This window comes from Actinacidiphila sp. bgisy160 (genome assembly GCF_057707815.1).
Map to the genome: position 1 here is coordinate 238,505 of NZ_JBYIQW010000001.1, position 25,197 is coordinate 263,701.

General features: G+C 69.6%; 22 protein-coding genes. 14 read left to right on the forward strand and 8 right to left on the reverse strand.

The window, feature by feature from the left end; genetic code table 11:
* Window positions 1–50: 50 nt before the first annotated feature.
* From rplI to rpsF, 4 genes are all read right to left on the reverse strand, one after another.
* A complete protein-coding gene (gene rplI, locus AC3EUJ_RS01145; RefSeq protein WP_319161432.1) occupies window positions 51–500 on the reverse strand; it encodes a 50S ribosomal protein L9 in 450 nt (149 codons plus the stop codon).
* Window positions 501–517: 17 nt separating this feature from the next.
* Window positions 518–754: a 30S ribosomal protein S18 gene (gene rpsR / locus AC3EUJ_RS01150; protein WP_026250812.1), complete on the reverse strand. Its 237-nt coding sequence runs from the start codon at window positions 752–754 to the stop codon at window positions 518–520.
* Between the two features lie 44 nt (window positions 755–798).
* The gene (locus tag AC3EUJ_RS01155) at window positions 799–1,377 is read right to left on the reverse strand and encodes a single-stranded DNA-binding protein (protein WP_431958945.1); all 579 of its coding nucleotides are present in this window, start codon (window positions 1,375–1,377) and stop codon (window positions 799–801) included.
* Window positions 1,378–1,438: 61 nt separating this feature from the next.
* A complete protein-coding gene (gene rpsF, locus AC3EUJ_RS01160; protein WP_018558167.1) occupies window positions 1,439–1,729 on the reverse strand; it encodes a 30S ribosomal protein S6 in 291 nt (96 codons plus the stop codon).
* Between the two features lie 291 nt (window positions 1,730–2,020).
* On the opposite strand from rpsF, the gene AC3EUJ_RS01165 reads away from it, so the two are divergent.
* The 3 genes from AC3EUJ_RS01165 to AC3EUJ_RS01175 all read left to right on the forward strand — a co-directional run bounded on the left by AC3EUJ_RS01165 (window position 2,021) and on the right by AC3EUJ_RS01175 (window position 4,703).
* Window positions 2,021–2,356 carry a hypothetical protein gene (locus AC3EUJ_RS01165; RefSeq protein WP_431958946.1) on the forward strand — a complete coding sequence of 112 codons (336 nt, stop codon included), beginning with the start codon at window positions 2,021–2,023 and terminating at the stop codon, window positions 2,354–2,356.
* A 142-nt stretch (window positions 2,357–2,498) separates the two neighbouring features.
* Window positions 2,499–3,620, forward strand: a complete 1,122-nt coding sequence (locus AC3EUJ_RS01170) for a lipid II:glycine glycyltransferase FemX (RefSeq protein WP_431958947.1) — start codon at window positions 2,499–2,501, stop codon at window positions 3,618–3,620.
* A gap of 51 nt (window positions 3,621–3,671) precedes the next feature.
* A complete protein-coding gene (locus tag AC3EUJ_RS01175; RefSeq protein ID WP_431958948.1) occupies window positions 3,672–4,703 on the forward strand; it encodes an alanine racemase in 1,032 nt (343 codons plus the stop codon).
* A gap of 31 nt (window positions 4,704–4,734) precedes the next feature.
* Here AC3EUJ_RS01175 and AC3EUJ_RS01180 read toward each other — a convergent pair whose 3' ends face one another.
* Window positions 4,735–6,318: a glycosyltransferase family 87 protein gene (locus AC3EUJ_RS01180; protein WP_431958949.1), complete on the reverse strand. Its 1,584-nt coding sequence runs from the start codon at window positions 6,316–6,318 to the stop codon at window positions 4,735–4,737.
* 140 nt (window positions 6,319–6,458) lie between these two features.
* Window positions 6,459–9,170, reverse strand: a complete 2,712-nt coding sequence (locus AC3EUJ_RS01185) for a transglycosylase domain-containing protein (protein WP_431958950.1) — start codon at window positions 9,168–9,170, stop codon at window positions 6,459–6,461.
* Window positions 9,171–9,519: 349 nt separating this feature from the next.
* Between AC3EUJ_RS01185 and AC3EUJ_RS01190 the strand changes: the two genes are divergently transcribed.
* The 4 genes from AC3EUJ_RS01190 (at window position 9,520) to AC3EUJ_RS01205 (ending at window position 13,209) form a co-directional block, all read left to right on the forward strand.
* Entirely contained in the window at window positions 9,520–10,170 is a 651-nt protein-coding gene (locus AC3EUJ_RS01190; protein ID WP_018558161.1) for a PadR family transcriptional regulator, read from the forward strand.
* Between the two features lie 23 nt (window positions 10,171–10,193).
* Window positions 10,194–11,276 (forward strand): inositol-3-phosphate synthase, encoded by a 1,083-nt coding sequence (locus AC3EUJ_RS01195; RefSeq protein ID WP_431958951.1) that lies wholly within the window; start codon window positions 10,194–10,196, stop codon window positions 11,274–11,276.
* Window positions 11,277–11,375: 99 nt separating this feature from the next.
* On the forward strand, window positions 11,376–12,665 hold the full coding sequence (locus AC3EUJ_RS01200) for an MFS transporter (RefSeq protein ID WP_431958952.1): 1,290 nt from the start codon (window positions 11,376–11,378) through the stop codon (window positions 12,663–12,665).
* A 94-nt stretch (window positions 12,666–12,759) separates the two neighbouring features.
* On the forward strand, window positions 12,760–13,209 hold the full coding sequence (locus AC3EUJ_RS01205; RefSeq protein WP_431958953.1) for an LppU/SCO3897 family protein: 450 nt from the start codon (window positions 12,760–12,762) through the stop codon (window positions 13,207–13,209).
* Between the two features lie 84 nt (window positions 13,210–13,293).
* On the opposite strand, the gene AC3EUJ_RS01210 is transcribed toward AC3EUJ_RS01205, so the two are convergent.
* On the reverse strand, window positions 13,294–14,709 hold the full coding sequence (locus AC3EUJ_RS01210; protein WP_431958954.1) for a CCA tRNA nucleotidyltransferase: 1,416 nt from the start codon (window positions 14,707–14,709) through the stop codon (window positions 13,294–13,296).
* A gap of 140 nt (window positions 14,710–14,849) precedes the next feature.
* On the opposite strand from AC3EUJ_RS01210, the gene AC3EUJ_RS01215 reads away from it, so the two are divergent.
* The 7 genes from AC3EUJ_RS01215 (at window position 14,850) to trxA (ending at window position 24,274) form a co-directional block, all read left to right on the forward strand.
* Entirely contained in the window at window positions 14,850–17,276 is a 2,427-nt protein-coding gene (locus AC3EUJ_RS01215) for a DUF6049 family protein (RefSeq protein WP_431958955.1), read from the forward strand.
* Window positions 17,277–17,309: 33 nt separating this feature from the next.
* Complete coding sequence (murJ, locus tag AC3EUJ_RS01220) at window positions 17,310–19,373, forward strand: murein biosynthesis integral membrane protein MurJ (RefSeq protein ID WP_431958956.1); 2,064 nt, start codon at window positions 17,310–17,312, stop codon at window positions 19,371–19,373.
* 121 nt (window positions 19,374–19,494) lie between these two features.
* Window positions 19,495–21,228 (forward strand): protein kinase family protein, encoded by a 1,734-nt coding sequence (locus AC3EUJ_RS01225; RefSeq protein ID WP_431958957.1) that lies wholly within the window; start codon window positions 19,495–19,497, stop codon window positions 21,226–21,228.
* A gap of 19 nt (window positions 21,229–21,247) precedes the next feature.
* A complete protein-coding gene (sigM, locus tag AC3EUJ_RS01230; RefSeq protein ID WP_431958958.1) occupies window positions 21,248–21,940 on the forward strand; it encodes an RNA polymerase sigma factor SigM in 693 nt (230 codons plus the stop codon).
* Window positions 21,937–22,800, forward strand: a complete 864-nt coding sequence (locus AC3EUJ_RS01235) for an anti-sigma factor (protein ID WP_431958959.1) — start codon at window positions 21,937–21,939, stop codon at window positions 22,798–22,800. Before sigM ends, AC3EUJ_RS01235 begins: the two co-directional genes overlap by 4 nt.
* Before the next feature lie 109 nt (window positions 22,801–22,909).
* Entirely contained in the window at window positions 22,910–23,896 is a 987-nt protein-coding gene (gene trxB / locus AC3EUJ_RS01240; RefSeq protein ID WP_431958960.1) for a thioredoxin-disulfide reductase, read from the forward strand.
* A 48-nt stretch (window positions 23,897–23,944) separates the two neighbouring features.
* The gene (gene trxA, locus AC3EUJ_RS01245; RefSeq protein ID WP_431958961.1) at window positions 23,945–24,274 is read left to right on the forward strand and encodes a thioredoxin; all 330 of its coding nucleotides are present in this window, start codon (window positions 23,945–23,947) and stop codon (window positions 24,272–24,274) included.
* Between the two features lie 59 nt (window positions 24,275–24,333).
* Here trxA and AC3EUJ_RS01250 read toward each other — a convergent pair whose 3' ends face one another.
* Window positions 24,334–24,951, reverse strand: a complete 618-nt coding sequence (locus AC3EUJ_RS01250) for a GNAT family N-acetyltransferase (protein ID WP_431958962.1) — start codon at window positions 24,949–24,951, stop codon at window positions 24,334–24,336.
* Window positions 24,952–25,197 lie beyond the last annotated feature (246 nt).

Here is a 25,197-nt window from a genome sequence, read left to right on the forward strand (position 1 = left end):
GGCCCGGAACCTCGCGGTTCCGGGCCCGGCGTTCACGCGGTGCGTGCGGGTCAGGCGGCGACGACCTCGACGTCGAGAGCGGCCTCGACCTCGGGGTGCAGGCGCACCGACACCTTGTGGGAGCCCAGCGTCTTGATCGGGGAACCGATCTCGATCCGGCGCTTGTCCACGTCCGGACCACCCGCGGCCTTGACGGCGGCGGCGATGTCGGCCGGGGTCACCGAGCCGAACAGCCGGCCGGCGTCGCCCGCGCGGGTCGACAGCTTGACCTTGACGCCCTCGAGCTGGGCCTTGAAGGAGTTGGCCTGCTCGACGGTCGCGATCTCACGGATCCGGCGCGCGCGGCGGATCTGCTCGACGTCCTTCTCGCCACCCTTGGTCCACGCGATCGCGAAACCGCGCGGGATCAGGTAGTTGCGGGCGTAGCCGCTCTTGACCTCGACGACGTCGCCGGCGGCGCCGAGGCCGCTGACCTCGTTGGTGAGGATGATCTTCGCCATTGCTCAGTCACCCTTCCTTAGCGAGCGGTCGAGGTGTAGGGCAGCAGCGCCATCTCACGGCTGTTCTTCACGGCCGTGGCGACGTCGCGCTGGTGCTGGGTGCAGTTGCCGGTGACCCGACGGGCACGGATCTTGCCGCGGTCGGAAATGAACTTCCGCAGCAGGTTCGTGTCCTTGTAGTCGACGTACGTGATCTTGTCCTTGCAGAACACGCAAACCTTCTTCTTAGGCTTGCGAGCAGGCGGCTTCGCCATTGTCTCTCTCCAGTGTGATCAAGAAGTTTGGTGCGCTGCCGCCCTTAGAAGGGCGGCTCGTCCGAGAAACCGCCGCCGCCGCCGGAGCCACCGCCCCAGCCGCCGCCGCCCTGGCCGCCACCGGCCGGAGCGCCGGTCGCCCACGGGTCGGCGTCGGGCGCGCCGCCCTGGCCGCCACCGGGGCCACCGCCCCAGCCGCCGCCCTGGCCGCCACCGCCGCCGTAACCGCCCTGGCCGCCGCGCGAGGCGCCGCCGCCACCGCTGGCCCGGGTGATCTTGGCGGTCGCGCTGCGCAGGCTGGCGCCGACCTCGTCGACGTCCAGCTCGTAGACCGTCCGCTTGACGCCCTCGCGGTCGTCGTACGAGCGCTGCTTCAGACGGCCCTGCACGATGACGCGCATGCCCTTCTGGAGCGACTCGGCCACGTTCTCCGCCGCCTGCCGCCAGACCGAGCACGTGAGGAAGAGGCTTTCGCCGTCCTTCCACTCGTTGGTCTGCCGGTCGAAGGTGCGGGGAGTGGACGCGACACGGAACTTCGCGACCGCCGCACCCGAGGGGGTGAAGCGCAGCTCGGGGTCGTCGACGAGATTGCCGACGACCGTGATGACGGTCTCGCCTGCCATGGTGAGTGACCTCTCGGCGTTGCTTGGCTTCTCGGTTTCCCGACTGCCTGAGCCCGCAGGCTCAGTGGGTCTCGGGACGGAGGACCTTGGTCCGGAGGACCGACTCGTTCAGGTTCATCTGACGGTCGAGCTCCTTGACGACCTCAGGAGTGGCGTTGAGGTCGATGACCGAGTAGATGCCCTCGGGCTTCTTCTTGATCTCGTACGAAAGACGACGACGGCCCCAGGTGTCGACCTTCTCGACCTTGCCGCCCGCGTTGCGGACGACGCCGAGGAAGTTCTCGATCAGCGGGGAGACAGCACGCTCCTCGAGATCGGGGTCGAGGATCACCATCACCTCGTAGTGACGCATGTGGAACCCACCTCCTTTGGACTCAGCGGCCACGGCGTTTCCGTGGCAGGAGGGTTTGCATCGCGTCGCAACGGTATCGCGGCCCACTGACAACGCCCGGAGCGTTCCGGGGATCGCTCCCCGAAGGCCCTGCGGGGCCGTCGTGTGGGCCTGCACAGACACCGGTGCAGACGGTACACACTACCCGCCTCGTGGCTTCCGGTTGAAATCCGGCCCCGGAAGCCCGCAATCTGTACACATCGGGTGTGTCCGGCGCTACGATGCGCCACCTCTCCATCACGGAGGTGCCTCATGGCACAGGCAGTGCGACCCACTACCGGCAGCCGTCTCTACCAGCGAGTACTCAGCACCCTCAACTCCGACGGCAGGCCCCATCCGGTGGAGAACACCCTGGCCGTCGTGACCGTCGTGCTCGGCCTGGTCTCCGCCATCGCGGCCTTCTGGGACAGCCTGCACCTGCTCAGCTCCTGGGCGGGCCTGGCCGGCATCCTCGTCGGCGCCTTCGGGCAGTACCGCTCCGCCACCACGGCCGAGCGCTTCTTCTTCATCATCGGCATGGGGCTGGCCGCGATCGGCTTCTACCTCGGCATGGCGCACGGCGGGCTCTTCGGCGGCGTGGTGTCCTGACCGACCGTTCCCGGCCCCCGCCGGACGAAGCCGCGGGCCTAGTTGTCCACAGCCCTCGTGGGGGCGTTCGCCGTTCGCAGTAGGCTTCGGCGCAGTAATGCAGTCAGCAATGCCGTAGCCGCAGCGATGGGGAGCGCCCCGCATGAGCTTGACCCTGAGGACCATCAGTCGGGAACAGCACCTGGCGTACATCCAGAGCCTGCCCTCGGCAAGCCACTGCCAGGTTCCCGCCTGGGCCGACGTCAAGACCGAGTGGCGCTCGGAGAACCTCGGCTGGTTCGACGACAAGACCGGTGAGCTGGTCGGCGCCGGCCTGGTTCTCTACCGGCAGTTGCCCAAGGTGAAGCGCTACCTCGCCTACCTCCCCGAGGGCCCGGTGATCAACTGGTACGCGCCCAACCTGGAGGAGTGGCTGCGCCCGATGCTGGCGCACCTGAAGCAGCAGGGCGCGTTCTCCGTCAAGATGGGCCCGCCGGTCGTCATCCGCCGCTGGGACGCGGCCGCCATCAAGGCCGGCATCGCCGACCCCGACGTCAAGCGCCTGCGCGACGTCGAGGCGACCTTCATCGAACCCCGTGCCTTCGAGGTGGCCGACCGGCTGCGCCGCATGGGCTGGCAGCAGGGCGAGGACGGCGGCGCCGGCTTCGGCGACGTGCAGCCCCGCTACGTCTTCCAGGTCCCGCTGGAGAACCGCAGCCTGGACGACGTCCAGAAGGGCTTCAACCAGCTGTGGCGGCGCAACATCAAGAAGGCCGAGAAGGCCGGCGTCGAGGTCGTCCAGGGCGCCTATGACGACCTGCCCGTGTGGCAGCAGCTGTACGAGGTCACCGCCGAGCGCGACCACTTCCGCCCGCGGCCCCTTTCCTACTTCCAGCGCATGTGGCAGGTCCTCAACTCGGAGGACCCCAACCGCATGCGGCTGTACTTCGCCAAGCACGAGGGCGAGGCGGTCGCCGCCGCGACGATGCTCGTCGTCGGCCGGCACGTCTGGTACTCGTACGGGGCCTCGGCCAACCACAAGCGCGAGGTGCGGCCGAGCAACGCCATGCAGTGGCGGATGCTGCGGGACGCCTACGCGCTCGGCGCGAGCGTGTACGACCTGCGCGGCATCAGCGACTCGCTGGACGAGAGCGACCACCTCTTCGGTCTCATCCAGTTCAAGGTGGGCACTGGCGGGCAGGCTGCCGAATACTTGGGCGAGTGGGACTTCCCGCTCAACAAGCTGCTGCACAAGGCTCTCGACATCTACATGTCCCGCCGCTGACCCGCGTGCCCGACTGACCGCAGACACCGCAGAAAGGTCCTCGTTCCGGCCATGGCGCTCACCCTGTACGTCGACACCGCGCGCTGGCGTGCGCACCAGCAGTCCGTGGCGGAGCAGTTCCCCGGACTGGTCCCCGTCTGCAAGGGCAACGGGTACGGCTTCGGCCACGAGCGCCTGGCCGAGGAGGCGATCCGTCTCGGCTCGGACATCCTCGCCGTGGGCACGACGTACGAGGCCGCCCGGATCAAGGACTGGTTCGGCGGGGACCTGCTGGTGCTGACCCCGTACCGGCTGGGCGAGGAGCCGGTACCGCTGCCGGACCGCGCCATCCGCTCCGTGTCCTCCGTGGAGGGCGTGCGCGGCCTGGTCGGCGCGCGGGTCGTCATCGAGGTCATGAGCAGCATGAGGCGGCACGGCGTCAGCGAGGACGACCTGGTCAAACTGCACTCGGCCATAGACGACGTCCGCCTGGAGGGCTTCGCCATCCACCTGCCGCTGGACCGCACCGACGGCTCCGACGGCGTGGAGGAGGTCTTCGGCTGGATGGAGCGGCTGCGCGCGGCCCGGCTGCCGCTGCACACCATGTTCGTCAGCCACCTCAAGGCCGGCGAGCTGACCCAGCTGCGCAACCAGTTCCCGCAGACCCGCTTCCGCGCCCGGATCGGCACCCGGCTGTGGCTCGGCGACCACGAGGCCACCGAGTACCGGGGCGCCGTCCTGGACGTCACGCGCATCGCCAAGGGCGAGCGCTTCGGCTACCGCCAGAACAAGGCCTCCGAGGACGGCCACCTGGTCGTCGTGGCGGGCGGTACGTCGCACGGGGTGGGCCTTGAGGCCCCCAAGGCCATGCACGGCGTCATGCCGCGCGCCAAGGGCGTCGCGAGGGCCGGCCTGGCCACCATCAACCGCAACCTGTCGCCCTTCGTGTGGGCGGGCAAGCAGCGCTGGTTCGCCGAGCCCCCGCACATGCAGGTGTCGATCCTCTTCCTGCCGGGCGACGTGGCGCCCCCGGCGGTCGGGGACGAGCTGGTGGCGCACCTGCGGCACACGACGACGCAGTTCGACCGCGTCGTCGACCGCTGAACGCCCCGGGCACCCGGGGCGTCCCCCGCCCTCAGTGGGGCGGGGCAGGCGGGACAGGCGGCGCCGGGTCCACGCCCCACTGCACCACCGGGCGCGGCTCGCCGTACCCATGCTCGTAGCCGTAGCCATAGCCATAGCCGTCCTCGGGCCCGCCCTGCAGCGGCGCCGCGTGCCGCGGCCGGTGCGAGGACCGCCCCAGCACGAACACGTCCTCCGCCCCGTCCAGCACGCCCCCGGAGGGGTCGTCCGAGCCGTCCTGGCGCACCGCGTCGCGCTCGGGGAAGGCGATGTCCCGGACGACGACCGCGCACAGGTACAGCGTCCCGATCAGGTGCGCCGCGATGGCCAGGTGGTAGCCGTCCTGCGGCAGGCCCTTGCTGTTGCCGCCCGTCGTGTACGCCAGGTACGACCAGATCCCCAGGAAGTACATGACCTCGGCGGCCTGCCAGATCAGGAAGTCCCGCCAGCGCGGCCGGGCGAGCGCCGCCAGCGGCACCAGCCACAGCACGTACTGCGGCGAGTAGACCTTGTTGGTCAGGATGAAGGCCGCCACGACGAGGAAGGCCAGCTGCGCGAAGCGCGGGCGCCGTGGCGCGTACAGCGCCAGCGCGGCCATGCCGGCGCAGAACAGCAGCATGAGCGCGCTGGCGTAGAAGTTGGCGCCGTCGATCGACTTGCCGGTCTGCTGGGAGATGATCAGCCAGACAGAGCCGTAGTCGACGCCCCGCTCCTGGCTGAAGGTGTAGAACTTCGCCCAGCCGTCCCGGGCGAGCAGCATCACCGGAAGGTTCACCACCAGCCAGGACGCCACGGCACCGCCCACCGCCGCGCTCCAGGCCCTCAGCTTCCCGGCCCGCAGACACAGCAGGAACAGCGGCCCCAACATCAGCACCGGGTAGAGCTTGGCGGCCGTCGCCAGCCCGATCAGGATGCCCGCGGCCGCCGGACGGCCGCGCGACCACAGCATCATCCCGGCCGCCGCGAGGGCGACCGCGAAGAGGTCCCAGTTGATGGTCGCGGTCAGCGCGAACGCGGGCGCCAGCGCGACCAGCAGTGCGTCCCAGGGGCGGCGCCGGTTGGTCCGGGCGACACAGACCGCGATGACGGCGGTGCAGACCAGCAGCATCCCGGCGTTGACCAGCCAGTAGATCTGTTCCCGGTGCTGGATCGTGCCCCCGTGCGGGGTGAGCCAGGAGGCGACCTCCATGAAGAGCCCGGTCAGGACCGGGTATTCCAGGTAGCCCATGCCGCCGGAGACCGTGTCCGGGATGTGGTCGAAGTACGGGACGAGGTCGTCCGCGAAGCCCCGGCCGTAGTACAGGTGCGGGATGTCGGAGTAGCAGGCGTGGCTGTACTGGGCGTTCGCCCCGAAGAACCAGCCGCTGTCGTAGCACGGCAGCTTCTGCACCATGCCCAGCGCGAACATCCCGATGGCGATCAGCACGACCACGCGCAGGGGGTTCCACCAGCCCCGCCGCCCCACGGCCGCGAAGCGGCCGAGCGGGCCGCCGATGACCTCGCTCCCGGCCACGGCGACCGGGTCCTCACGGGTCGGGGGCACGACCGCCTCGGCCTCCGAGGCCTCGTGGTGGGGGTCTTCGCGCACGATCGTCATGGGCCACATCCTGCCCTACATCGCAGCGTGCGGAGCGTCGGATCCCCATGCCGCCCGCCACCCGCCGGGAACGGCCGCGGCCGCGGAGGGCGTACTGCCCTCCACGGCCGCGGATCACTGCTCTGCGCAACGCGGGGCGGTCAACCGCCCGTACCCGCGATGAGTCCGCCGTTGCCGTTGCCTCCGTTGTTCTTGCCGGTGCTACTGGACGTCGGGGTCGACGTCGGGGTCCCGCTGGTGCCACCGTCCGTGGCTCCGCCGCCGTTGCCACCGCTGCCGTCCTGGCAACCCCACTGCCAGGGCTTGCAGGCCCCGGAGTCGGTCGGGGTCGGCCTGCCCTGCGGCCGCGACTCGGTGGGGGTCGGGTTGGTGGTCGGAGACTCGCTCGGGGTGGCCGAGACCGAGGGGCTCGCCGACGGGGCGCCGAGCTGGTCCTTGACCTGGCCGATCTTCTCGGGGTCGGGGAAGCCGGTGTCTTCCTTGCCCTTGAGCGCCTGGGACATGTACTTCGCCCAGACCTCCGCGGGCATGTCACCACCGTGCGCCGACGCGAGCCCCGCGGTGCCCGCCATGCCGATCAGACCGGGCTTCTTGGGGTTCTCGCGGAACAGGACCACCGAGGTCGAGAGCTGCTTGGTGTACCCGACGAACCAGGCGGACCTGGTTCCCTTCTCGCTGTCCGTGGTACCCGTCTTGCCCGCGACCGTGCGGCCCACCGTCAGGGCCTTCTTGCCGGTGCCGTTCTTGACCACGTTCTCCAGCACGTCGGTGACGTTGTTGGCGACGTTGCTGTCGATCGCGTCCCGCTTGATCTTCGGCTTGCCGAAGCCCGGCACGACACTGCCGTCCTTGACCACCTTGGTGACGGAGTAGGGCTCGGCCTGGGTGCCCGACGCGGCGAACGTCGCGTAGGCGTCGGCCATGCGGATGGCGGACGGCTTGGACGTGCCGATCGAGAACGAGGCGTTCAGGGACTCGAAGCTCGACTCCAGCACGCCCGCGTTCTTCGCCATCTCGGCCACCTTGGGCAGCCCGACGTCCTCACCGAGCTGCACGAAGGGGGTGTTGATGGACTGCTCCATCGCCTTGCGCAGCGTGATGTAGCCCCAGGGGTACCCGCTCTCGTTCTTCTGCTTGAAGACGCTGCCGTCCTTCCTCAGGACGTAGTTGCCCTCGTGGTCCTTGATCTTGAGCAGGTCGTTGCCGTTGTACTTGCTCTGCGGTGACAGCCCGACACCGTTGGTCTGGTTGGTGCCGTACTGCATTGCCGCGGCCAGCACGAACGGCTTCCAGGTGGAGCCGACGGGGACACCCGTGGTGTTGGCGTTGTTGTTGAACTGGCCGTGCTCGAAACCCTCTCCGCCGTACAGGGCGACGATCCTGCCGTCGCCCGGCACCACGGACGCCGCGCCGAACTGGACGAACTTGTCAGCCTCGCGCTTCTTGGGGTCTATGTTCTTCTTGCGGACCTCGTCGACGGCCTTCTTGAGCGACTCGACCTTCGCCTTCTCGAAGGTCGTGTGGATCTCGTAGCCGCCCTTGTCCAGCTGGCTCTGGCTGATGTCGGTGTGGCTCAGCACATAGCTCTTGGCGATGTCGACCAGGTAGCTGATCTGACCGCTCATGCCGGCGGTCGCCTTGAGGCCCTGCGGTTCGGGGTACTTGGCCACGGCCTTGTCGTACTCGGCCTTGGTGAGGCCCTTGTCCTTGTACATCTCGCCGAGGATCCACTTCCAGCGTTCCTCGGAGTTCTTCCGGTTCGCCTTGGGCGTCGCGATGGGGTCGATGTTCGTGGCCCCGGCCGGGTCGTAGTACGTCGGGCCCTTGAGCAGCGCGGCCAGGAAGGCGCACTGGCTCGCGTTGAGGTCCTTGGCGTCCACTCCGTAGTAGGTCTGCGCGGCCGCCTGGATGCCATAGGCACCACGCCCGTAGTACGAGGTGTTCAGGTAGCCCTGCAGGATCTCGCGCTTGTCGAGCTTCGTCCCCACCTTTATGGAGATGAAGAGCTCCTTGAACTTGCGGCTGACCGTCTGGTCCTGGCTCAGGTAGGTGTTCTTGACGTACTGCTGGGTGATCGTCGAACCGCCCTGCGCGTCACCGCCTCTGGCCATGTTGAACAGCGCCCGGCCGACGCCCATGGGGTCGACACCGGAGTCTTTGTAGAAGGTCTTGTTCTCCGCCGAGATGACCGCCTGCTGCATCTCCTTGGGGATGTCGGCGAGCGTCACGTTCTGCCGGTTGGCACCGGAGCCGGTCGCCACCATGCGGGTGTTGTCCGCCCAGTAGTAGACGTTGTTCTGCGACTTGGCGGCGTCGTTCTCGTTGGGGATGCCCACCATCGCGTATCCGACGCCCGCGACGGTGACCATGCTGCCGAAGAAGAACAGGCACAGCCCGGAGACGAGCTTCCAGGACGGCATCCAGCGGCGCCATCCGTCCTTCCCCCAACGGGGGTAATCGATGATGCGCTTCTTGGGCGGCTGGCCACCGCCACGCCCGCCCTGCGCGGCCGTGGCGGCACGGCGACGGCCGCCCTTCTGCGTGGACTGGGCGGCACGGCGCGCGGCTGCCCGCCCCTGGTAGGGCGGCTCGGCCCCGTGGGCCCGGCCACCGGTCCCCGCGCGGCCCCCCGCGCCCGCACCCGCACCCTGACGGGGGGGTTGTTGTCCCATGCCCTGGCGCGGGCCGTGGCCCTGCCCCGAACCGGTTCCGTGCGGGCCGTACGGCTGCGGCCTCGGCGGCCCAGCGGCCCGCCGGCCGCCAGGCGGCGGGGGCTGCTGCTGCGCGCCGCGCCGGGCGGCGGCCCGGCCGTCGCCGGGCGACTGCGGCGGCTTGCGACGGTGCTCGCTCATGAACAGCTACTCCTAGGACAGGCGGAATCGCCTGAAAGCGGCAGTTGGTTTTCCGGTCCCCCCGGCGTGCGATGGCCGCACTGCACCAGGGACAAGGACGCTGACTGACGTCACTCGGTTCCCGATGCTCTGCATGGCGAACAGAGTACGCACGGTCAAAAGAGGTTCTAGCCAGATGTTCATCACATTACGGACGGTTGACGGTGGACGGATCTCGCGATGTGACGCCGGTCACGGTGGGCCGTCTTGCCCTACCGGGAGAAGTCGTTCTATCGTCGCGATGTATCGAGCCGATACATCACGGCGAGATAAGAGGCGACGACAGCCCGGACGGGAGGGAAACGAGGACATGAGCAAGCGCTCCGGCATCCTCGAGTTCGCCGTCCTGGGCCTGCTGCGCGAATCCCCGATGCACGGTTACGAGCTGCGCAAACGGCTCAACACCTCGCTCGGTGTGTTCCGCGCGTTCAGCTACGGCAGCCTCTACCCCTGCCTCAAGACACTGGTCACCCAGGGTTATCTGGTCGAGGAGACCGGCCCTGAGCCAGATCCGCTCGCCGCGCCGCTGGCCGGCCGACGGGCCAAGATCGTGTACCGGTTGACGGCGGCCGGCAAGGAGCACTTCGAAGAGCTCCTCGCCCACTCCGGCCCTGACGCGTGGGAGGACGAGCACTTCGCGGCTCGTTTCGCCTTCTTCGGCCAGACGTCCAGGGACGTACGGATGCGTGTCCTCGAGGGGCGGCGCAGCCGCCTCGAGGAGCGCCTGGAGAAGATGCGCGCGTCCCTCGCGCGTACCCGTGAGCGGCTCGACGACTACACGCTCGAGCTGCAGCGGCACGGCATGGAGTCGGTGGAGCGAGAGGTCCGCTGGCTGAACGAGCTGATCGAGACCGAGCGGGCAGGGCGTGGCAAGCAGCCCCCGGCCGCTCCGTCCGCCGATGCCGAGCAGGACAACCAACAGGAAAACGGCGGACCCGGCACGCGCCGGGGACCCGCGTGACGATTACACAGGGAGCAACCGGAATGGGTTCGGTTCGCGTAGCCATCGTTGGCGTGGGCAACTGCGCCGCATCGCTGGTGCAGGGTGTCGAGTACTACAAGGACGCCGATTCGGGCAGTCGCGTGCCTGGCCTCATGCACGTGCAGTTCGGCGACTACCACGTGCGTGACGTAGAGTTCGTCGCTGCCTTCGACGTGGACGCCAAGAAGGTCGGCCTCGACCTCGCGGACGCCATCGGTGCCAGCGAGAACAACACCATCAAGATCTGCGACGTGCCGCAGAAGGGCGTGACCGTCCAGCGCGGCCACACCCTGGACGGTCTCGGCAAGTACTACCGCGAGACCATCGAGGAGTCCGCCGAGGAGCCGGTGGACGTCGTGCAGGTCCTCAAGGACCGCCAGGTCGACGTGCTCGTCTGCTACCTGCCCGTGGGTTCCGAGGACGCGGCGAAGTTCTACGCCCAGTGCGCCATCGACGCCAAGGTCGCCTTCGTCAACGCCCTGCCGGTCTTCATCGCCGGCACCAAGGAGTGGGCGGACAAGTTCACCGAGGCCGGTGTGCCGATCGTCGGTGACGACATCAAGTCGCAGGTCGGTGCCACTATCACGCACCGCGTGCTGACCAAGCTCTTCGAGGACCGCGGTGTCATCGTCGAGCGCACCATGCAGCTGAACGTCGGCGGCAACATGGACTTCAAGAACATGCTCGAGCGAGAGCGCCTGGAGTCCAAGAAGATCTCCAAGACGCAGGCCGTCACCTCCCAGATCCCCGACCGCGACCTGGGTGAGAAGAACGTCCACATCGGCCCCTCGGACTACGTGGCCTGGCTGGACGACCGCAAGTGGGCGTACGTCCGCCTCGAGGGCCGCGCCTTCGGCGACGTGCCGCTGAACCTGGAGTACAAGCTCGAGGTCTGGGACTCCCCGAACTCCGCGGGTGTCATCATCGACGCGCTGCGCGCGGCGAAGATCGCCAAGGACCGCGGCATCGGCGGCCCGATCCTGTCGGCGTCCTCCTACTTCATGAAGTCCCCGCCGGTGCAGTACTTCGACGACGAGGCCCGCGAGAACGTGGAGAAGTTCATCCGCGGCGAGGTCGAGCGCTGAACAGCGGCTTAACCCCCGTCACCGCTCGTCGTACGACGCGACCGCGCAGGCCCCCGGGTATGGCACCCGGGGGTTTGTGCGTCATGTGAGGCTGTGCGCATGCCCGTTGTCCGTGATCTCCGTGTGCTGCTGCGCTTCCGGGACTTCCGCCGGCTGCTGACGGTTCGGCTGCTGTCCCAGCTCTCCGACGGGGTCTTCCAGGTGGCGCTGGCTGCCTACGTGGTCTTCTCCCCGGAGAAGCAGACCTCGCCGGCCGCCATCGCCTCCGCGATGGCGGTCCTGCTGCTGCCGTACTCGCTCCTCGGGCCGTTCACGGGCGTCCTGCTGGACCGCTGGCGACGCCGGCAGGTCCTTCTCTACTGCAACCTGCTGCGGGCGGTGCTCTCCCTCGGCACGGCCGTACTGATGCTGCTGCGCGTCCCGGACTGGCTCTTCTACCTGTCCGCCCTCTCGGTCACCGGCATCAACCGCTTCGTACTCGCCGGCCTTTCGGCCGCCCTGCCCCGCGTCGTGGACGGGGAACGCCTGGTCATGGCGAACGCGCTGTCCCCGACCGCCGGCACGCTCGCGGCCACCGCGGGCGGCGGGGCGGCCTTCCTGGTGCACCTGGTGGTAGCCGAGGGCACCCGCTCCGACCTCCTGGTCGTGGTCCTGGGCGCCGTCCTCTACCTCTGTGCCGGGCTCGCCGCGCTCACCCTGGGGCGGGACCTGCTGGGGCCGGACCCGTCCCGTATCCAGCCGCGGGTGCGCGAGGCGCTGCTCAGCACCTTCCGCGGTCTGGTGCACGGCCTGGGACATCTGCGCCGGCGGCCGCGCGCCGCACGCGCCCTGGCCGCGATGACGGCGATGCGCTTCTGCTACGGCGGACTCACGGTGACGGTGCTGATGCTCTGCCGCTACGCCTGGTCGGGATCCGAGGGGGCCCACCATGGCACGGCGGACGGACTGGCGCTGCTCGGCCTGGCGGTCGCCGTCTCGGGTGCGGGCTTCTTCACGGCGGCCGCCGTCACCCCCTGGGCCACCGGCCACTTCGGCACCTTCGGCTGGATCACGGTCTGCGCGGGTTCGGCCGCCGTCCTGCTTCCCGGACTGGGCCTCCCCTTCGAGCCGGCCCCCGTACTGGCGGCGGCCTTCGTGCTGGGGCTGGCCACCCAGGGGGCGAAGATCGCCACAGACACGGTGGTCCAGTCCTCGATCGACGACGCCTACCGGGGGCGGATCTTCTCGATCTACGACGTGCTGTTCAATGTCGCCTTCGTTGGCGCCGCGGCCATCTGCGCACTGGTCCTCCCCCCGGACGGCCGCTCCGCGGGGCTCCTTCTCGGGCTCTCCGCTGTCTACGCCGCGGTGGCGTTCGGCACCGCCAGGACCCCACGTCGTTTCACGTGAAACAGCCGCCCCGGCGGGGGGCCTGTCCGACCCGTCCAGTAACGTTCGCGCGTTCACAGGAACTGACAGGTTCATCCCAGGGAGGGGAACCATCATGGCGACTCCGCCACCTCATGACACCCACAGCCCGACCCCGCAAGGTCAGCCCGGCGCCTTCCCGCCTCCGCAGGGCCAGCCCGGCGCCTTCCCGCCGCCTGCCGCGCCGCCGCGGCGCGGCAGGAACATCGGCAAGCGCATCATCGGCGTGATCGTCACCATCGTGGTCATCATCGGCGTGCGGTTCGCCTTCTCCCAGTTCGACCAGACCGACGCCGAGACGTCGAAGGTCGGCGGCTGCCTCCACAACAAGGGCACCGACAAGAGCCCGGACCTGGTGGACGTCGACTGCTCCTCCGGCGACGCCCAGTTCAAGATCGTCAAGAAGTTCGACGACTCGACTGACCAGAAGCAGTGTGAGTCCGTCACGGAGTCGGACGTCTACTACACCCAGTCCGGGACCGACTTCAACAATGTCGTGCTCTGCCTGCAGAGCATCACCAAGTGATGGGGTCGCCGTTAAGGCAGAGGGGGTCGTGTTTCACGTGAAACACGACCCCCTCGGTTCGTCCGGTACCCGGACGGGGTGCGCTCAGCCCTGCGCGGCCCACCACTCCTTCAGCGCGGCCACGGCGGCCTCCTCACCCAGCGGGCCGTTCTCCAGGCGCAGCTCCAGCAGGTGGTTGTACGCCTTGCCGACCTGGGGGCCCGGGGGGGTGCCCAGGATCTCCATGATCTGGTTGCCGTCCAGGTCCGGCCGGATCGCGTCCAGCTCCTCCTGCTCCTTCAGCTGCGCGATGCGCTCCTCGAGCCCGTCGTAGGTGCGGGACAGGGCCGCGGCCTTGCGCTTGTTGCGGGTCGTGCAGTCGGAGCGGGTCAGCTTGTGCAGCCGCTCGAGCAGCGGTCCGGCGTCCCGGACGTAGCGCCGGACAGCGGAGTCGGTCCATGCCCCGGTCCCGTAGCCGTGGAAGCGCAGATGCAGCTCGACCAGCCGGGCGACGTCCTTGACGATGTCGTTCGGGTACTTGAGTCTGGTCAGCCGCCCCTTGGTCATCTTGGCCCCGACCACCTCATGGTGGTGGAAGGAGACCCGCCCGTCGGACTCGAAGCGCCGGGTCCGCGGCTTGCCGATGTCGTGCAGCAGCGCCGCGAGGCGCAGGATCAGGTCCGGCCCCTCCGTCTCCAGTGCCATCGCCTGTTCCAGGACGGTCAGCGTGTGCTCGTAGACGTCCTTGTGCCGGTGGTGCTCGTCGCGCTCCAGTCGCAGCGCCGGCAACTCCGGGAGGATCCGTGCGGCCAGGCCGGTCTCCACCAGCAGCTGCAGACCCTTGCCGGGGTGCTCGGAGACGACCAGCTTGCTGAGCTCGTCCCGGATGCGCTCGGCGGAGACGATCTCGATGCGGTCGGCCATCTCCGTCATCGCCCTCACGACCTCGGGCGCCACTTCGAAGTCCAGCTGGGCGGCGAAGCGCGCGGCACGCATCATCCGCAGCGGGTCGTCGGAGAAGGAGTCCTCCGGGGTGCCGGGAGTGCGCAGCACCCGCTGGGCGAGGTCGCCGAGCCCGCCGTACGGGTCGACGAACTCCGCCTCCGGCAAGGAGACCGCCATCGCGTTGACGGTGAAGTCCCGGCGGACCAGGTCCTCCTCGATCGACTCCCCGTAGGAGACCTCCGGCTTGCGCGAGGTGCGGTCGTAGGCCTCGGAGCGGTAGGTGGTCACCTCGATCTGGTAGCCGTCCTTGCGGCACCCGACCGTGCCGAAGGCGATGCCCACCTCCCAGACGGCCTCCGCCCATCCGCGGATGATCCTCAGCACCTGATCGGGCCGGGCGTCGGTGGTGAAGTCGAGGTCGTTGCCGAGCCTGCCGAGCAGGGTGTCGCGGACCGAGCCGCCGACGAGGGCAAGCCGGAATCCGGCGTCCCGGAAGCGACGGCCGAGGTCCTCGGCCACCGGCGCGATCATGGGCGCGGTCTTCAGGGTCTGGGGGGCGTTGTTGGCATTCGGCACAACAGAAAAGGGTACGTGCCCATGCGCCCCGCGGCGGACCGGTTTACCGGCGCCGGCGATCATCCCGACGCCTCCGCGCCCCGGACTGTATCGATCTTGTGGCCCACTCACAGCACTTCGGGTCATCAAGCATCGTTACCATGCCAGGACGCACATCCGATGACGACGAGGACGGCCAGCGCGTGGGCGAGGCGGCACAGCACCCCGGAGGAACTCCGGCCCGTTCGAGGCTGCGCCGGGCCACGGCGCTGCTCGTGGGCGCCACCCTCTTCTCCGGCCTGGTCCAGGCCCGTACGGCCCCCCCGGCGTACGCGGACACCCCCGACGGCCGGGTCGTGGACGTGTCGGTGAACTCGCTGTCCCCCACCGTCCCCGCCAAGGGCGACGCCCTCACGGTGACCGGGACCGTCACCAACAAGAGCAAGCACGCCGTCAGCGGCGCCCACGTGGGCGTGGAGATCGCCCCTCAGGGCCCGCTGAGCAGCCGCAGCGCCATCGGCGACGTGTCCACCGGCGCGCCCCACAGCCCGACCGACGGCGAGGAGGTCCCCGGGCACACCGTGCCCGTGGACGACCTGCCGGCGGGCATCACCCGCAGCTTCACCCTGGAGATCCCGGTCGAGGACCTGGATCTGGGCCCGGACGGCGTCTACCAGCTCGGGGTCTCCCTGACCGGGCAGACCAGGAACCGCGGCTACGACGAGTACCTCGGTATCGAGCGGACCTTCCTCCCCTGGTACCCGGACGGGGACGCCAAGCCGACCCGCTACACCTTCCTGTGGCCACTGGTCGACCGCCCGCACCTCGCCGTGCGCAGCGAGGGCGACGACCAGCAGAGCCCGATCTTCCTCAACGACGACCTCGCCAAGGACCTGGCGCCCGGCGGTCGTCTGCAGCAGATGGTGGCGCTCGGCCGGGACCTCCCCGTCACCTGGGTCGTCGACCCGGATCTGCTCGCCACGGTCGACGCGATGACGCGCCGGTACCAGGTCGCGGGACCCGGGGGTGATCTCGATCACACCACGTCGGGGACCGGCACCGAGGACGCGAAGCGCTGGCTGAACAGCCTCAAGGAGGCCGTGGCCGGCGAGGAGGTCGTCGCGTTGCCCTTCGCCGACCCCGACATCGCCTCCATCGCCCACCACGGCAAGGATGTCCCCGGCACCCTGAACCACCTCAAGACCGCCACGGAGCTCGCGACCGCCACAGTCGAACCCATCCTGGGCGTCACCCCCGACACGGACGTCTCCTGGCCCGTGGAGGGCGCCGTGGACTCCTCCATCGTCGACGTGGCCACCTCGGCCGGCGCCGACAAGGTGATCGCCCGCAGCGACAGCCTCGGCGAGTCGGACGACCTCCACTACACCCCCACCTCGGCGCGGCCCATCGGCGGCGGCACCACCGCGGTCGTCGCCGATGCCGGGCTCTCCAAGGCCTTCCAGGGCGACATGACGAAGGCCGGGCCCTCGGCCCTCGCGGTCCAGAAGTACCTGGCGCAGACCCTCATGATCACGATGCAGGCGCCCGACCGGCAGCGCAGCGTCGTCGTCGCCCCGCAACGCATGGCCAAGGCCTCTCAGGCCCAGGCCATGGCCCAGGCCATTACGGAGGTCGCCCGGAGCGGCTGGGCCGAGACCGTGGACTTCTCCGCGGCGGCCAGGGCCACCCCCGACCCCCGGGCGAACCGCAAGGTGCCCGGTGCCGGCTCCTACCCCAAGCGCCTGCGCAAGCAGGAGCTGAGCACCTCGTCCTTCCGTGAGATCCAGGGGACCCAGGGCAAGCTCGACGACTTCATGGCCCTCCTGAGCAAGCCCGACCGGGTGCGGACCCCCTTCGGCAACGCGCTGATGCGCTCGATGTCCACCGAGTGGCGCGGTTCCCCCCGGAGGTCCGCCGCCTACCGCATGGCCATCTCCGACTACCTGTCCGACCTGATGAGCCTGGTCTACCTGCTCCCCAAGACCGGGACACTCACGCTGTCCGGCCGCAGCGGCACCATCCCGGTGACCGTGAAGAACGAGCTCGGCCAGACGGTGCAGGGCCTGGAGCTGCGCCTCACCTCCAGCCAGGGCAACAGCCTCAACCCGGGCGACGCACAGCCGGTGACCGTGGAGGGCGGCCACACCCGCTCCCTGAAGTTCGAGGGCACCGCTGCCCGCAACGGCCTGAACACCGTCACCGCCCAGCTCTACACGGCGGACGGCGCCAAGTTCGGTTACCCCATCACCTTCCAGGTGGATGTCACCTCCATCACATCCACTGTCATGCTGGTGATCGCCGCGGGGCTCCTGCTGCTCGTGCTGGCAGGCGTCCGGATGTACCACCAGCGCAAGCGCCGCGCGGCCGCCGACGGCGAGGACGGCGACCCGGACCCCTCCGAGGACGACGCCGAGGACGACGCCGACCCGTCCGGTGACGGGGACACCGGCGAGGACGAGGACGACGCCGCAGAGGGCACCATGGGTGACCGGGACGGCGTCCTGGACGAGCAGCCGGGTGACCTGGCGCCGGACACCTCCCCGGAAAGTACGGACCCGTCCGGGACGGGTGAGAAGGTGGACCGATAGCCAGCGAGCCATGGCCGATGAGGTGGGGCAGAGATGAACGCACCGTACGACGGTGAGCGCGAACGGGAAGCCGGGGAGAGGTTCCCCGAGCAGCCCGGGCAACACCCTGCCGCGCCCGACCCGTACCTGCAGGACACCTACGCCCACGATCCGTACCGGCGACAGGATCCGACTGCGCAGGACCCGGTGGGCGAGGTGCTCTACGACCGCACCGCGCACCCGCCGGCCCAGCCCCATGCCTACGGACCGCCGTACGCCCACCAGGAGCCGTACCGGATGCCGTACGCCGACAACGCCAACACACGGTACGTCGGTGTGGACGAGCTCGTCTCCAACGCCCCGGACGAGGACGGGAGGCCGGCGCCGGCGGACGAGTACGTCCACCTCTTCCGTGAAGAGCCCGCACAGGCGGCCCCCGCGGAGCCCGAGCCCGCGGCGGCGCCCGTGGCCGGGAAGCCCGGCGGGCGGGCCGGCAGCATCCTCAAGTCCAGCGCACTCATGGCGGCCGGCACCCTCGTCTCACGGGTCACCGGCTTCCTGCGCACCCTGGTCATGGCCGCCGCGATCGGCGTCGGCACGCTGAACGACGGCTACCAGGTCGCCAACACCCTGCCCACCATGATCTACATCCTGGTCGGCGGCGGCGCCCTCAACGCGGTCTTCATCCCGCAGCTCGTGCGGGCCATGAAGAACGACGAGGACGGCGGCGAGGCGTACGCCAACCGCCTGCTCACCCTGGTCGTCGTCGGCCTGGCGGCCGTCACCGCCGTCTGCGTGATCGCCGCACCGGTCTTCATCCAGGCGATGTCCCACGACATCGCCTCCGACCCGGTCAGGTTCGAGGTCGCGGTCGCCTTCGCCCGCTACTGCATCCCCACCATGTTCTTCATGGGGCTGCACGTCGTGCTCGGGCAGATCCTCAATGCCCGCGGTCGCTTCGGCGCGATGATGTGGACCCCGGTCCTCAACAACATCGTCATCATCGCCACCTTCGGCGCCTTCATCTGGGCCTTCGGCTCCTTCACCGGCACCCGTGTCACCTCCGGGACCATCACCCCCGACGGGGTCCGGCTGCTGGGCCTCGGCACCCTGCTGGGCCTGGCGGTCCAGGCGCTGGCGATGCTCCCCTACCTGCGCGACGCCGGCTTCCGGATCCGGCCGCGCTTCGACTGGCGCGGCCACGGCCTCGGCCACGCGGCGAAGCTGGCCAAGTGGACCTTCTTCTTCGTCCTCGCCAACCAGGTCGGCATGATCGTCCTCACCCAGTTCGCCACGGCGGCGGGCGCGGCGGCCGAGAAGACGGGCCACGAGGGTGCCGGCATCACCGGCTTCAACTACGCGCTGCTCCTGTGGCAGATGCCCCAGGCCATCATCACCGTCTCGGTGATGACCGCCGTGCTGCCGCGGATCTCCCGCGCGGCGGCCGACGGTGACGCCGCCGCCGTCCGTGACGACCTTTCCTACGGCCTGCGGACCTCGGGCGTGGCCATCGTGCCCGCCGCGTTCGCCTTCCTCGCCCTCGGCCTCCCCATGGCCACCCTGCTCTACAGCAGCTCCGGCGAGGGCGCGCTGAACATCGGCTACATCCTGATGGCCTTCGGTCTCGGGCTGATCCCGTTCTCGGTGCAGTACATCGTCCTGCGCGGCTTCTACGCGTACGAGGACACCCGCACCCCCTTCTACAACACGGTCATCGTCGCCGCCTGCAACGCCGTCGCGGCCGCCGTCTGCTACTTCGTCCTCCCCGCCCGCTGGGCCGTGGTGGGCATGGCCGCCGGGTACGGACTGGCCTACACGATCGGCGTCGGAGTGGCGGTCAAGCGGCTGCGCAGGCGCCTCGGCGGCGACATCGACGGCAAGCGCGTGGTGCGCACGTACGCCAGGCTGTTCGGTGCGTGCATCCCCGCCGCGGCGGGCGCCGGCGCCGTCGTCTACGGTGTCTCGCACTCGCTGGGCCACGGCGCTGCCGCATCGTTGCTGTCGCTGGTACTCGGCGCTCTCGTGCTGGGCGGGATTTTCTTCATCGCCGCCAAACGGATGCGCGTCGAGGAGATGACGGCCATGGTCGGCATGGTCAGGGGCCGGCTGGGCCGCTGACGGCGTTCCACTGCGCAACCTTCGTGGGCCGTCGTGTGTCGTGCATAGCGGTGGACTGTTGGCACAATTGTCCTCGGCTGTGTTGTCAGATCTTGCAACGGATGGGGAGGCAGGAACGACGGTGGCGGAACGGAGCACGGCTGCCGTCGGAGTGGCCAACGAGAGCGGCGAGAAGAAGATCGCCGCCCATGCGGACAGTGCCACGGCCGACGAGGCGACGGACCGGAGCGAAGAGCAGGACGCGCCACAGCAGACCATCCCCGAGGAGACAACACCGACCCCTTCCGAACCGCCGGAGCTCCACAGCGGCCACAAGCTCGCCGGGCGCTACCGCCTGGAGGAGTGCCTCACCCGTGCCGAGGGCTTCAGCAGCTGGAGGGCGGTGGACGAGAAACTGCGCCGGGCCGTGGGCATCCACCTCCTGCCCGCGGACCACAGCCGGGCCCGTTCGGTGCTGGCCGCCGCCCGCTCCGCCGCCCTGCTCGGTGACCCCCGTTTCGTCCAGGTCCTCGACGCGGTCGAGGAGAACGACCTCGTCTACGTCATCCACGAGTGGCTCCCGGACGCGCGCGAACTGACGGCCCTGATCACCGCCGACCCCCTGGAGCCGCACGAGGCCCACCAGATGGTCAGCCAGATCTCCCAGGCCATGGCGGCCGCTCACCGTGAGGGCCTGGCTCATCTGCGGCTCGGTCCCGATTCCGTCCTGCGTACCGAGGCCGGCCAGTACCGCATCCGCGGTCTGGCCGTCGCGGCCGCGCTGCGCGGCATCTCCTCCGAGCGCCCGCAGCGCGAGGACACCGAGGCGATCGGAGCCCTCCTGTACGCCTCGCTCACCCAGCGCTGGCCGTACCCGGAGGACGACCACGGGCTCACCGGCCTCCCCAAGGACGTCGGCCTCGTCGCGCCCGACCAGGTGCGGGCGGGAGTCCACCGGGGACTGTCGGAGCTCGCCATGCGCGCCCTGGTCAACGACGGGGCGACGGCCTCTCGCCAGCCGGGACCCTGCACCACCCCCGAGGAGCTGGCCAAGGCCGTTACCGCGATCCCCAAGATCCGGCCGCCCGAGCCGACGACGGGGCCCTACTCGCGCACGACCTACCAGCAGGGCTCCTACCGCCAGCCCCCGGCGGGCCCCGCGTCCCCCGGCGCCACGGCGACCCTCGCCCCCACCCCGCCCCCAACGCTGCCCGGCCGCACCGGCAAGGCCCTCAAGTGGTCCGTCTCGGCCCTCCTCATCGTCGCCCTCGGTCTCGGCAGCTGGCAGCTCGCGGAAACCCTGATGGACCGCGAGAACCAGGCCAAGTCCGGTGGCACCGCCTCCTCGCACACCTCGGGCGGCGACGGCGGCACCGACAACGAGACGAGCAACGTCACCCTGAATCCGCTTCCGATTCAAGGCGCGGCCGAGTACGCGCCCTACGGCGGAGCCCAGCACCCGAACGATGTCAACGCCACGTATGACAGCAAGACGTCCACGTACTGGCGCACGAACAGCTTCTCCGACGGTCCCGAATTCGCTCCCTCCGTCAAGAAGGGCGTCGGCATCGCCTACGACCTGGGAGCGGCGAGGAAACTCAGCCAGGCTTCGATAGACCTCTATTACGGCGGCGACCACACGACGGTCACTCTCTACGCGGCCGACTCACTGGAGAGCACGGCCAAACCGAGCCAGCTGAAGCCGCTGGCCACCGTCACGACCAAGGACAAGGTGGCGACGCTCTCCCTCAAGGCGCCCGTGGAGACGCGCTATGTCGTCGTCTGGCTGACCGCCCTTCCCTACTCAGAAGCCGACGGGTACTCCGGAGCCGGCCACAAGCAGGCCATCACCAATGTGAGGTTCGAGGGGCAGTAGCCCCGCGGGGAGGGGGACGGTGAGCACGCAGGGTACGGGCGGGGAGGTCGGCGACGGCGACCTCCTCGCCCGTCATGTCGCGGGGGACCCGAACGCCTTCGGGGAACTCGTCCGCCGGCACCGTGACCGGCTCTGGGCGGTGGCGCTGCGGACCCTGGGGGACCGCGAGGAAGCCGCCGACGCCGTGCAGGACGCACTCGTCTCGGCCTTCCGCTCCGCCCACACCTTCCGCGGACAGTCGGCCGTCACCACCTGGCTGCACCGCATCACCGTGAACGCCTGCCTGGACCGGGCACGCAAGGCCGCCTCACGCCGCACCGCTCCGGTCACCGACGAGAAACAGTTCGAGGAACTCCTCGAACCGCACGAGTCCGCCGCAGCCCCGGCCGAGCGGGGTGAGCTGCACCAGGAACTGTTGCGGGCGCTGGCGAAGCTCCCCGTGGAGCAGCGGGCCGCCCTGGTCCTGGTCGACATGCAGGGCTATCCCGTGGCCGAGGCCGCCGCCGTCCTCGACGTACCGGCCGGGACGGTCAAGAGCAGATGCGCCCGGGGCAGGGCACGACTGCTGCCGCTCCTCTCCCATCTACGGGACGCTCGGGGGAGTAGCAGTGATCAGGCAGGGGGAAGGAACCGGACGGAGAACGCATCCGTCCCAGAGACGGAGGCCCGGCCGGGCCACGGCTTCACGAAGGGCGGAGGTGGACACCCATGACGCCGACGACGGGTACGGACGAGCACCCCGAGGTCGCCGAGATCTCCGCGCTCACCGAGGGCATCCTCCCGCCCGAGCGCTCGGCCGACGTCCGCGGGCACATCGACGGCTGTGCGCTCTGCGCCGACGTCCGCGCCTCGCTGGACGGGATCCGCGGACTGCTGGGCACCCTGCCCGGCCCGCCCCGGATGCCCGCCGATATCGCGGGCCGGATCGACGCCGCGCTCGCCGCCGAGGCACTGCTCGCCTCGAGCGGTGCCGATGTTTCACGTGAAACAGAGACCACGAAGCCGCCCCGTGTTTCACGTGAAACATCGGCAGCGGTCGATGGAAGGCCCTCCGGCCGCGGCATCGGCCCCAGTGGGCCCGGCCGCCCCGGCACCGGGTCTCGTCGGCGCTGGGGGAAGGGGATTCTCGTCACCGCCTCCGTGGCCGCCGTGCTCGGCTTCGGGGCCGTCCTCGCCCAGTCCACCTGGGAGGCCGGCGGAAGCGCCGACAGCCAGTCCTCGACAGCCTCCGGCGCGGACACCAAGGCTGACGCCGACACGCTCGGCGTGCAGGTACACGATCTGCTGACAGGCGGCACGGGCAGGCTCCAGGAGAGCAAGCCCTCGGGGCAGTCCCCGATGGTCAGTACGGACAGTGCGACGCCGTCCTGCGTCCTGACGGCACTGGACCGCCAGGAGACCCCGCTCGCCGTTCAACGGGGCAGGTACGAGGGTGTGGACTCCTATCTGGTCGTGCTGCCGCACAAGGGAGACTCCGCGCTGGTCGACGCGTACGTCGTGGACGCCTCGTGCGTCACCGCGCAGCCCCCTGCCACGGGCACCCTCCTCCGTGAGGAGACATACCCTCGCTAGCGCCACGCCGACGGGAATGCCCGGACCGTAGGATCCGTTAGGCGGGATGACAATGGTCCCGCCGCCGAGGCACCCGGCGAGTCGGCACAGCAGAGACGAGGAAGCACCCGTGAGCGACGTCCGAAACGTGATCATCATCGGTTCCGGGCCGGCGGGATACACAGCCGCGCTCTACACCGCCCGCGCCTCCCTCAAGCCCCTGGTCTTCGAAGGGGCGGTCACGGCCGGCGGTGCTCTGATGACCACCACCGAGGTGGAGAACTTCCCTGGCTTCCGCGACGGCATCATGGGCCCCGACCTCATGGAGAACATGCGGGCCCAGGCCGAGCGGTTCGGTGCCGAACTGATCCCGGACGACATCGTGGCGGTCGACCTCCAGGGTGACATCAAGACCGTCACCGACTCCGCGGGCACCGTCCACCGGGCGAAGGCCGTCATCATCGCCACCGGTTCCCAGCACCGCAAGCTCGGTCTGCCCAACGAGGACCAGCTCTCCGGTCGCGGTGTCTCGTGGTGCGCCACCTGTGACGGCTTCTTCTTCAAGGACCACGAGATCGCCGTCATCGGTGGTGGCGACACCGCCCTGGAGGAGGCGACCTTCCTCTCGCGCTTCGCCAAGAGCGTGAAGGTCGTCCACCGCCGGGACACCCTCCGCGCTTCCAAGGCCATGCAGGAGCGTGCCTTCGCCGACCCGAAGATCTCGTTCGTCTGGGACAACGAGGTCGCCGAGATCAACGGCGACGGCAAGCTCTCCGGCCTGGTCCTGCGGAACACCAAGTCCGGTGAGACCTCCGAGCTCCCGGTCACCGGACTCTTCATCGCGATCGGCCACGACCCGCGGACCGAACTGTTCAAGGGCATCCTCGACCTGGACGAGGAGGGCTACCTCAAGGTCGAGTCGCCCAGTACCCGTACGAAGATCCCCGGTGTCTTCGCCGCGGGTGACGTCGTGGACCACACCTACCGCCAGGCGATCACCGCCGCGGGCACCGGCTGCTCCGCCGCCCTGGACGCCGAGCGCTACCTCGCCGCTCTGGCCGACACGGACACCGAGCACACCCGCGAGCCCGAGCAGACCGCCGCCGCGGTCGTCTGACCGCACCGAACAACCCGAGTACCCGTCCTACACACCGAGGAGACAGCCGTGGCCGGCAACACCAAGACCGTGACCGATGCGACCTTCGACGAGGAGGTCCTGTCCAGCGACAAGCCCGTGCTCGTCGACTTCTGGGCCGAGTGGTGCGGTCCGTGCCGCCAGATCGCCCCCTCCCTGGAGGCGATCGCCGCGGAGCACGGCGACCAGATCACCATCGTCAAGCTGAACATCGACGAGAACCCGGTCACCGCCGCCAAGTACGGCGTCATGTCGATCCCGACCCTCAACGTCTACAAGGGCGGTGAGGTCGTGAAGACCATCGTCGGCGCCAAGCCGAAGGCCGCCATCGAGCGCGACCTCTCCGACTTCATCGGCTGAGCACCGCAGACGGACGCGAAAGGGCCCGCCCCCGTGAGGAGCGGGCCCTTTCGCGTCCGTCACAGGGGCCGTAGCGCCGGTTCCTTCTGCACGGCGCCGAGCAGCCGGTCGATCGCCATCTCGACGTCCTCCTTCCAGGAGATCGTCGTCCTCAGCTCCAGTCTCAGCCGGGGAAAGCGCGGGTGCGGCCGCACGGTCTTGAACCCGACGGCCAGCAGGTGCTCGGCGGGGAGGACGCAGGCGGGCTCCTCCCAGCGCGCGTCCCCGAAGGCCTCGATCGCCCGGAAGCCCCGCCGCACCAGGTCCTTCGCCACGGACTGCACCAGGACCCGGCCCAGCCCCTGCCCCTGGAAGCCCGGAAGGACGCGGGCGGTCATCAACTGGACCGCGTCGGGGGAGACGGGACTCGTGGGGAAGGCCGTCGAGCGCGGCACGTAAGCCGGCGGGGCGTAGAGCACGAAGCCGGCGGGCACCTCGTCCACGTAAACCACACGGCCGCAGGATCCCCACTCCAGCAGCGCCGCGGAGATCCAGGCCTCCTTCTCCAGCTCGGGCTTGCCGGCCTGGACGGCGGCCTCCCCGCTTACCGGATCGAGTTCCCAGAAGACGCACGCGCGGCAGCGGTTGGGGAGATCCGGGAGGTTGTCCAGCGTGAGCGGAACGAGCCGACGCCCCATGAGGTCTGACCCTCGTTTCTGTCGTGGACCCAACTGCCGACGAAGCCACCCACGGCGCCCAGCCCAAGCCCCGCTGCGAGGAGGGCGGCCTTCTGCCAATCGTGCTCCACTCCGACGCGCCGCACCGATCGCATGGGCCCCTCCTCGGAGGTAGTGCTCCATCCCGTACGCATCGTATCCGTGAGCGGACAAGTCCGACACCGGAGCAACGCGAACGGCCCAGCAAAAAGCGGGTCACATCCCTCT

What these genes read in the sequence shown, in the direction of transcription:
- rplI (WP_319161432.1), bottom strand. Translation starts at nt 500, where the DNA reads ATGGCGAAGATCATCCTCACCAACGAGGTCAGCGGCCTCGGCGCCGCC.
- rpsR (WP_026250812.1), bottom strand. Translation starts at nt 754, where the DNA reads ATGGCGAAGCCGCCTGCTCGCAAGCCTAAGAAGAAGGTTTGCGTGTTC.
- AC3EUJ_RS01155 (WP_431958945.1), bottom strand. Translation starts at nt 1,377, where the DNA reads ATGGCAGGCGAGACCGTCATCACGGTCGTCGGCAATCTCGTCGACGAC.
- rpsF (WP_018558167.1), bottom strand. Translation starts at nt 1,729, where the DNA reads ATGCGTCACTACGAGGTGATGGTGATCCTCGACCCCGATCTCGAGGAG.
- AC3EUJ_RS01165 (WP_431958946.1), top strand. Translation starts at nt 2,021, where the DNA reads ATGGCACAGGCAGTGCGACCCACTACCGGCAGCCGTCTCTACCAGCGA.
- AC3EUJ_RS01170 (WP_431958947.1), top strand. Translation starts at nt 2,499, where the DNA reads ATGAGCTTGACCCTGAGGACCATCAGTCGGGAACAGCACCTGGCGTAC.
- AC3EUJ_RS01175 (WP_431958948.1), top strand. Translation starts at nt 3,672, where the DNA reads ATGGCGCTCACCCTGTACGTCGACACCGCGCGCTGGCGTGCGCACCAG.
- AC3EUJ_RS01180 (WP_431958949.1), bottom strand. Translation starts at nt 6,318, where the DNA reads ATGACGATCGTGCGCGAAGACCCCCACCACGAGGCCTCGGAGGCCGAG.
- AC3EUJ_RS01185 (WP_431958950.1), bottom strand. Translation starts at nt 9,170, where the DNA reads ATGAGCGAGCACCGTCGCAAGCCGCCGCAGTCGCCCGGCGACGGCCGG.
- AC3EUJ_RS01190 (WP_018558161.1), top strand. Translation starts at nt 9,520, where the DNA reads ATGAGCAAGCGCTCCGGCATCCTCGAGTTCGCCGTCCTGGGCCTGCTG.
- AC3EUJ_RS01195 (WP_431958951.1), top strand. Translation starts at nt 10,194, where the DNA reads ATGGGTTCGGTTCGCGTAGCCATCGTTGGCGTGGGCAACTGCGCCGCA.
- AC3EUJ_RS01200 (WP_431958952.1), top strand. Translation starts at nt 11,376, where the DNA reads ATGCCCGTTGTCCGTGATCTCCGTGTGCTGCTGCGCTTCCGGGACTTC.
- AC3EUJ_RS01205 (WP_431958953.1), top strand. Translation starts at nt 12,760, where the DNA reads ATGGCGACTCCGCCACCTCATGACACCCACAGCCCGACCCCGCAAGGT.
- AC3EUJ_RS01215 (WP_431958955.1), top strand. Translation starts at nt 14,850, where the DNA reads ATGCCAGGACGCACATCCGATGACGACGAGGACGGCCAGCGCGTGGGC.
- murJ (WP_431958956.1), top strand. Translation starts at nt 17,310, where the DNA reads ATGAACGCACCGTACGACGGTGAGCGCGAACGGGAAGCCGGGGAGAGG.
- AC3EUJ_RS01235 (WP_431958959.1), top strand. Translation starts at nt 21,937, where the DNA reads ATGACGCCGACGACGGGTACGGACGAGCACCCCGAGGTCGCCGAGATC.
- AC3EUJ_RS01250 (WP_431958962.1), bottom strand. Translation starts at nt 24,951, where the DNA reads ATGGGGCGTCGGCTCGTTCCGCTCACGCTGGACAACCTCCCGGATCTC.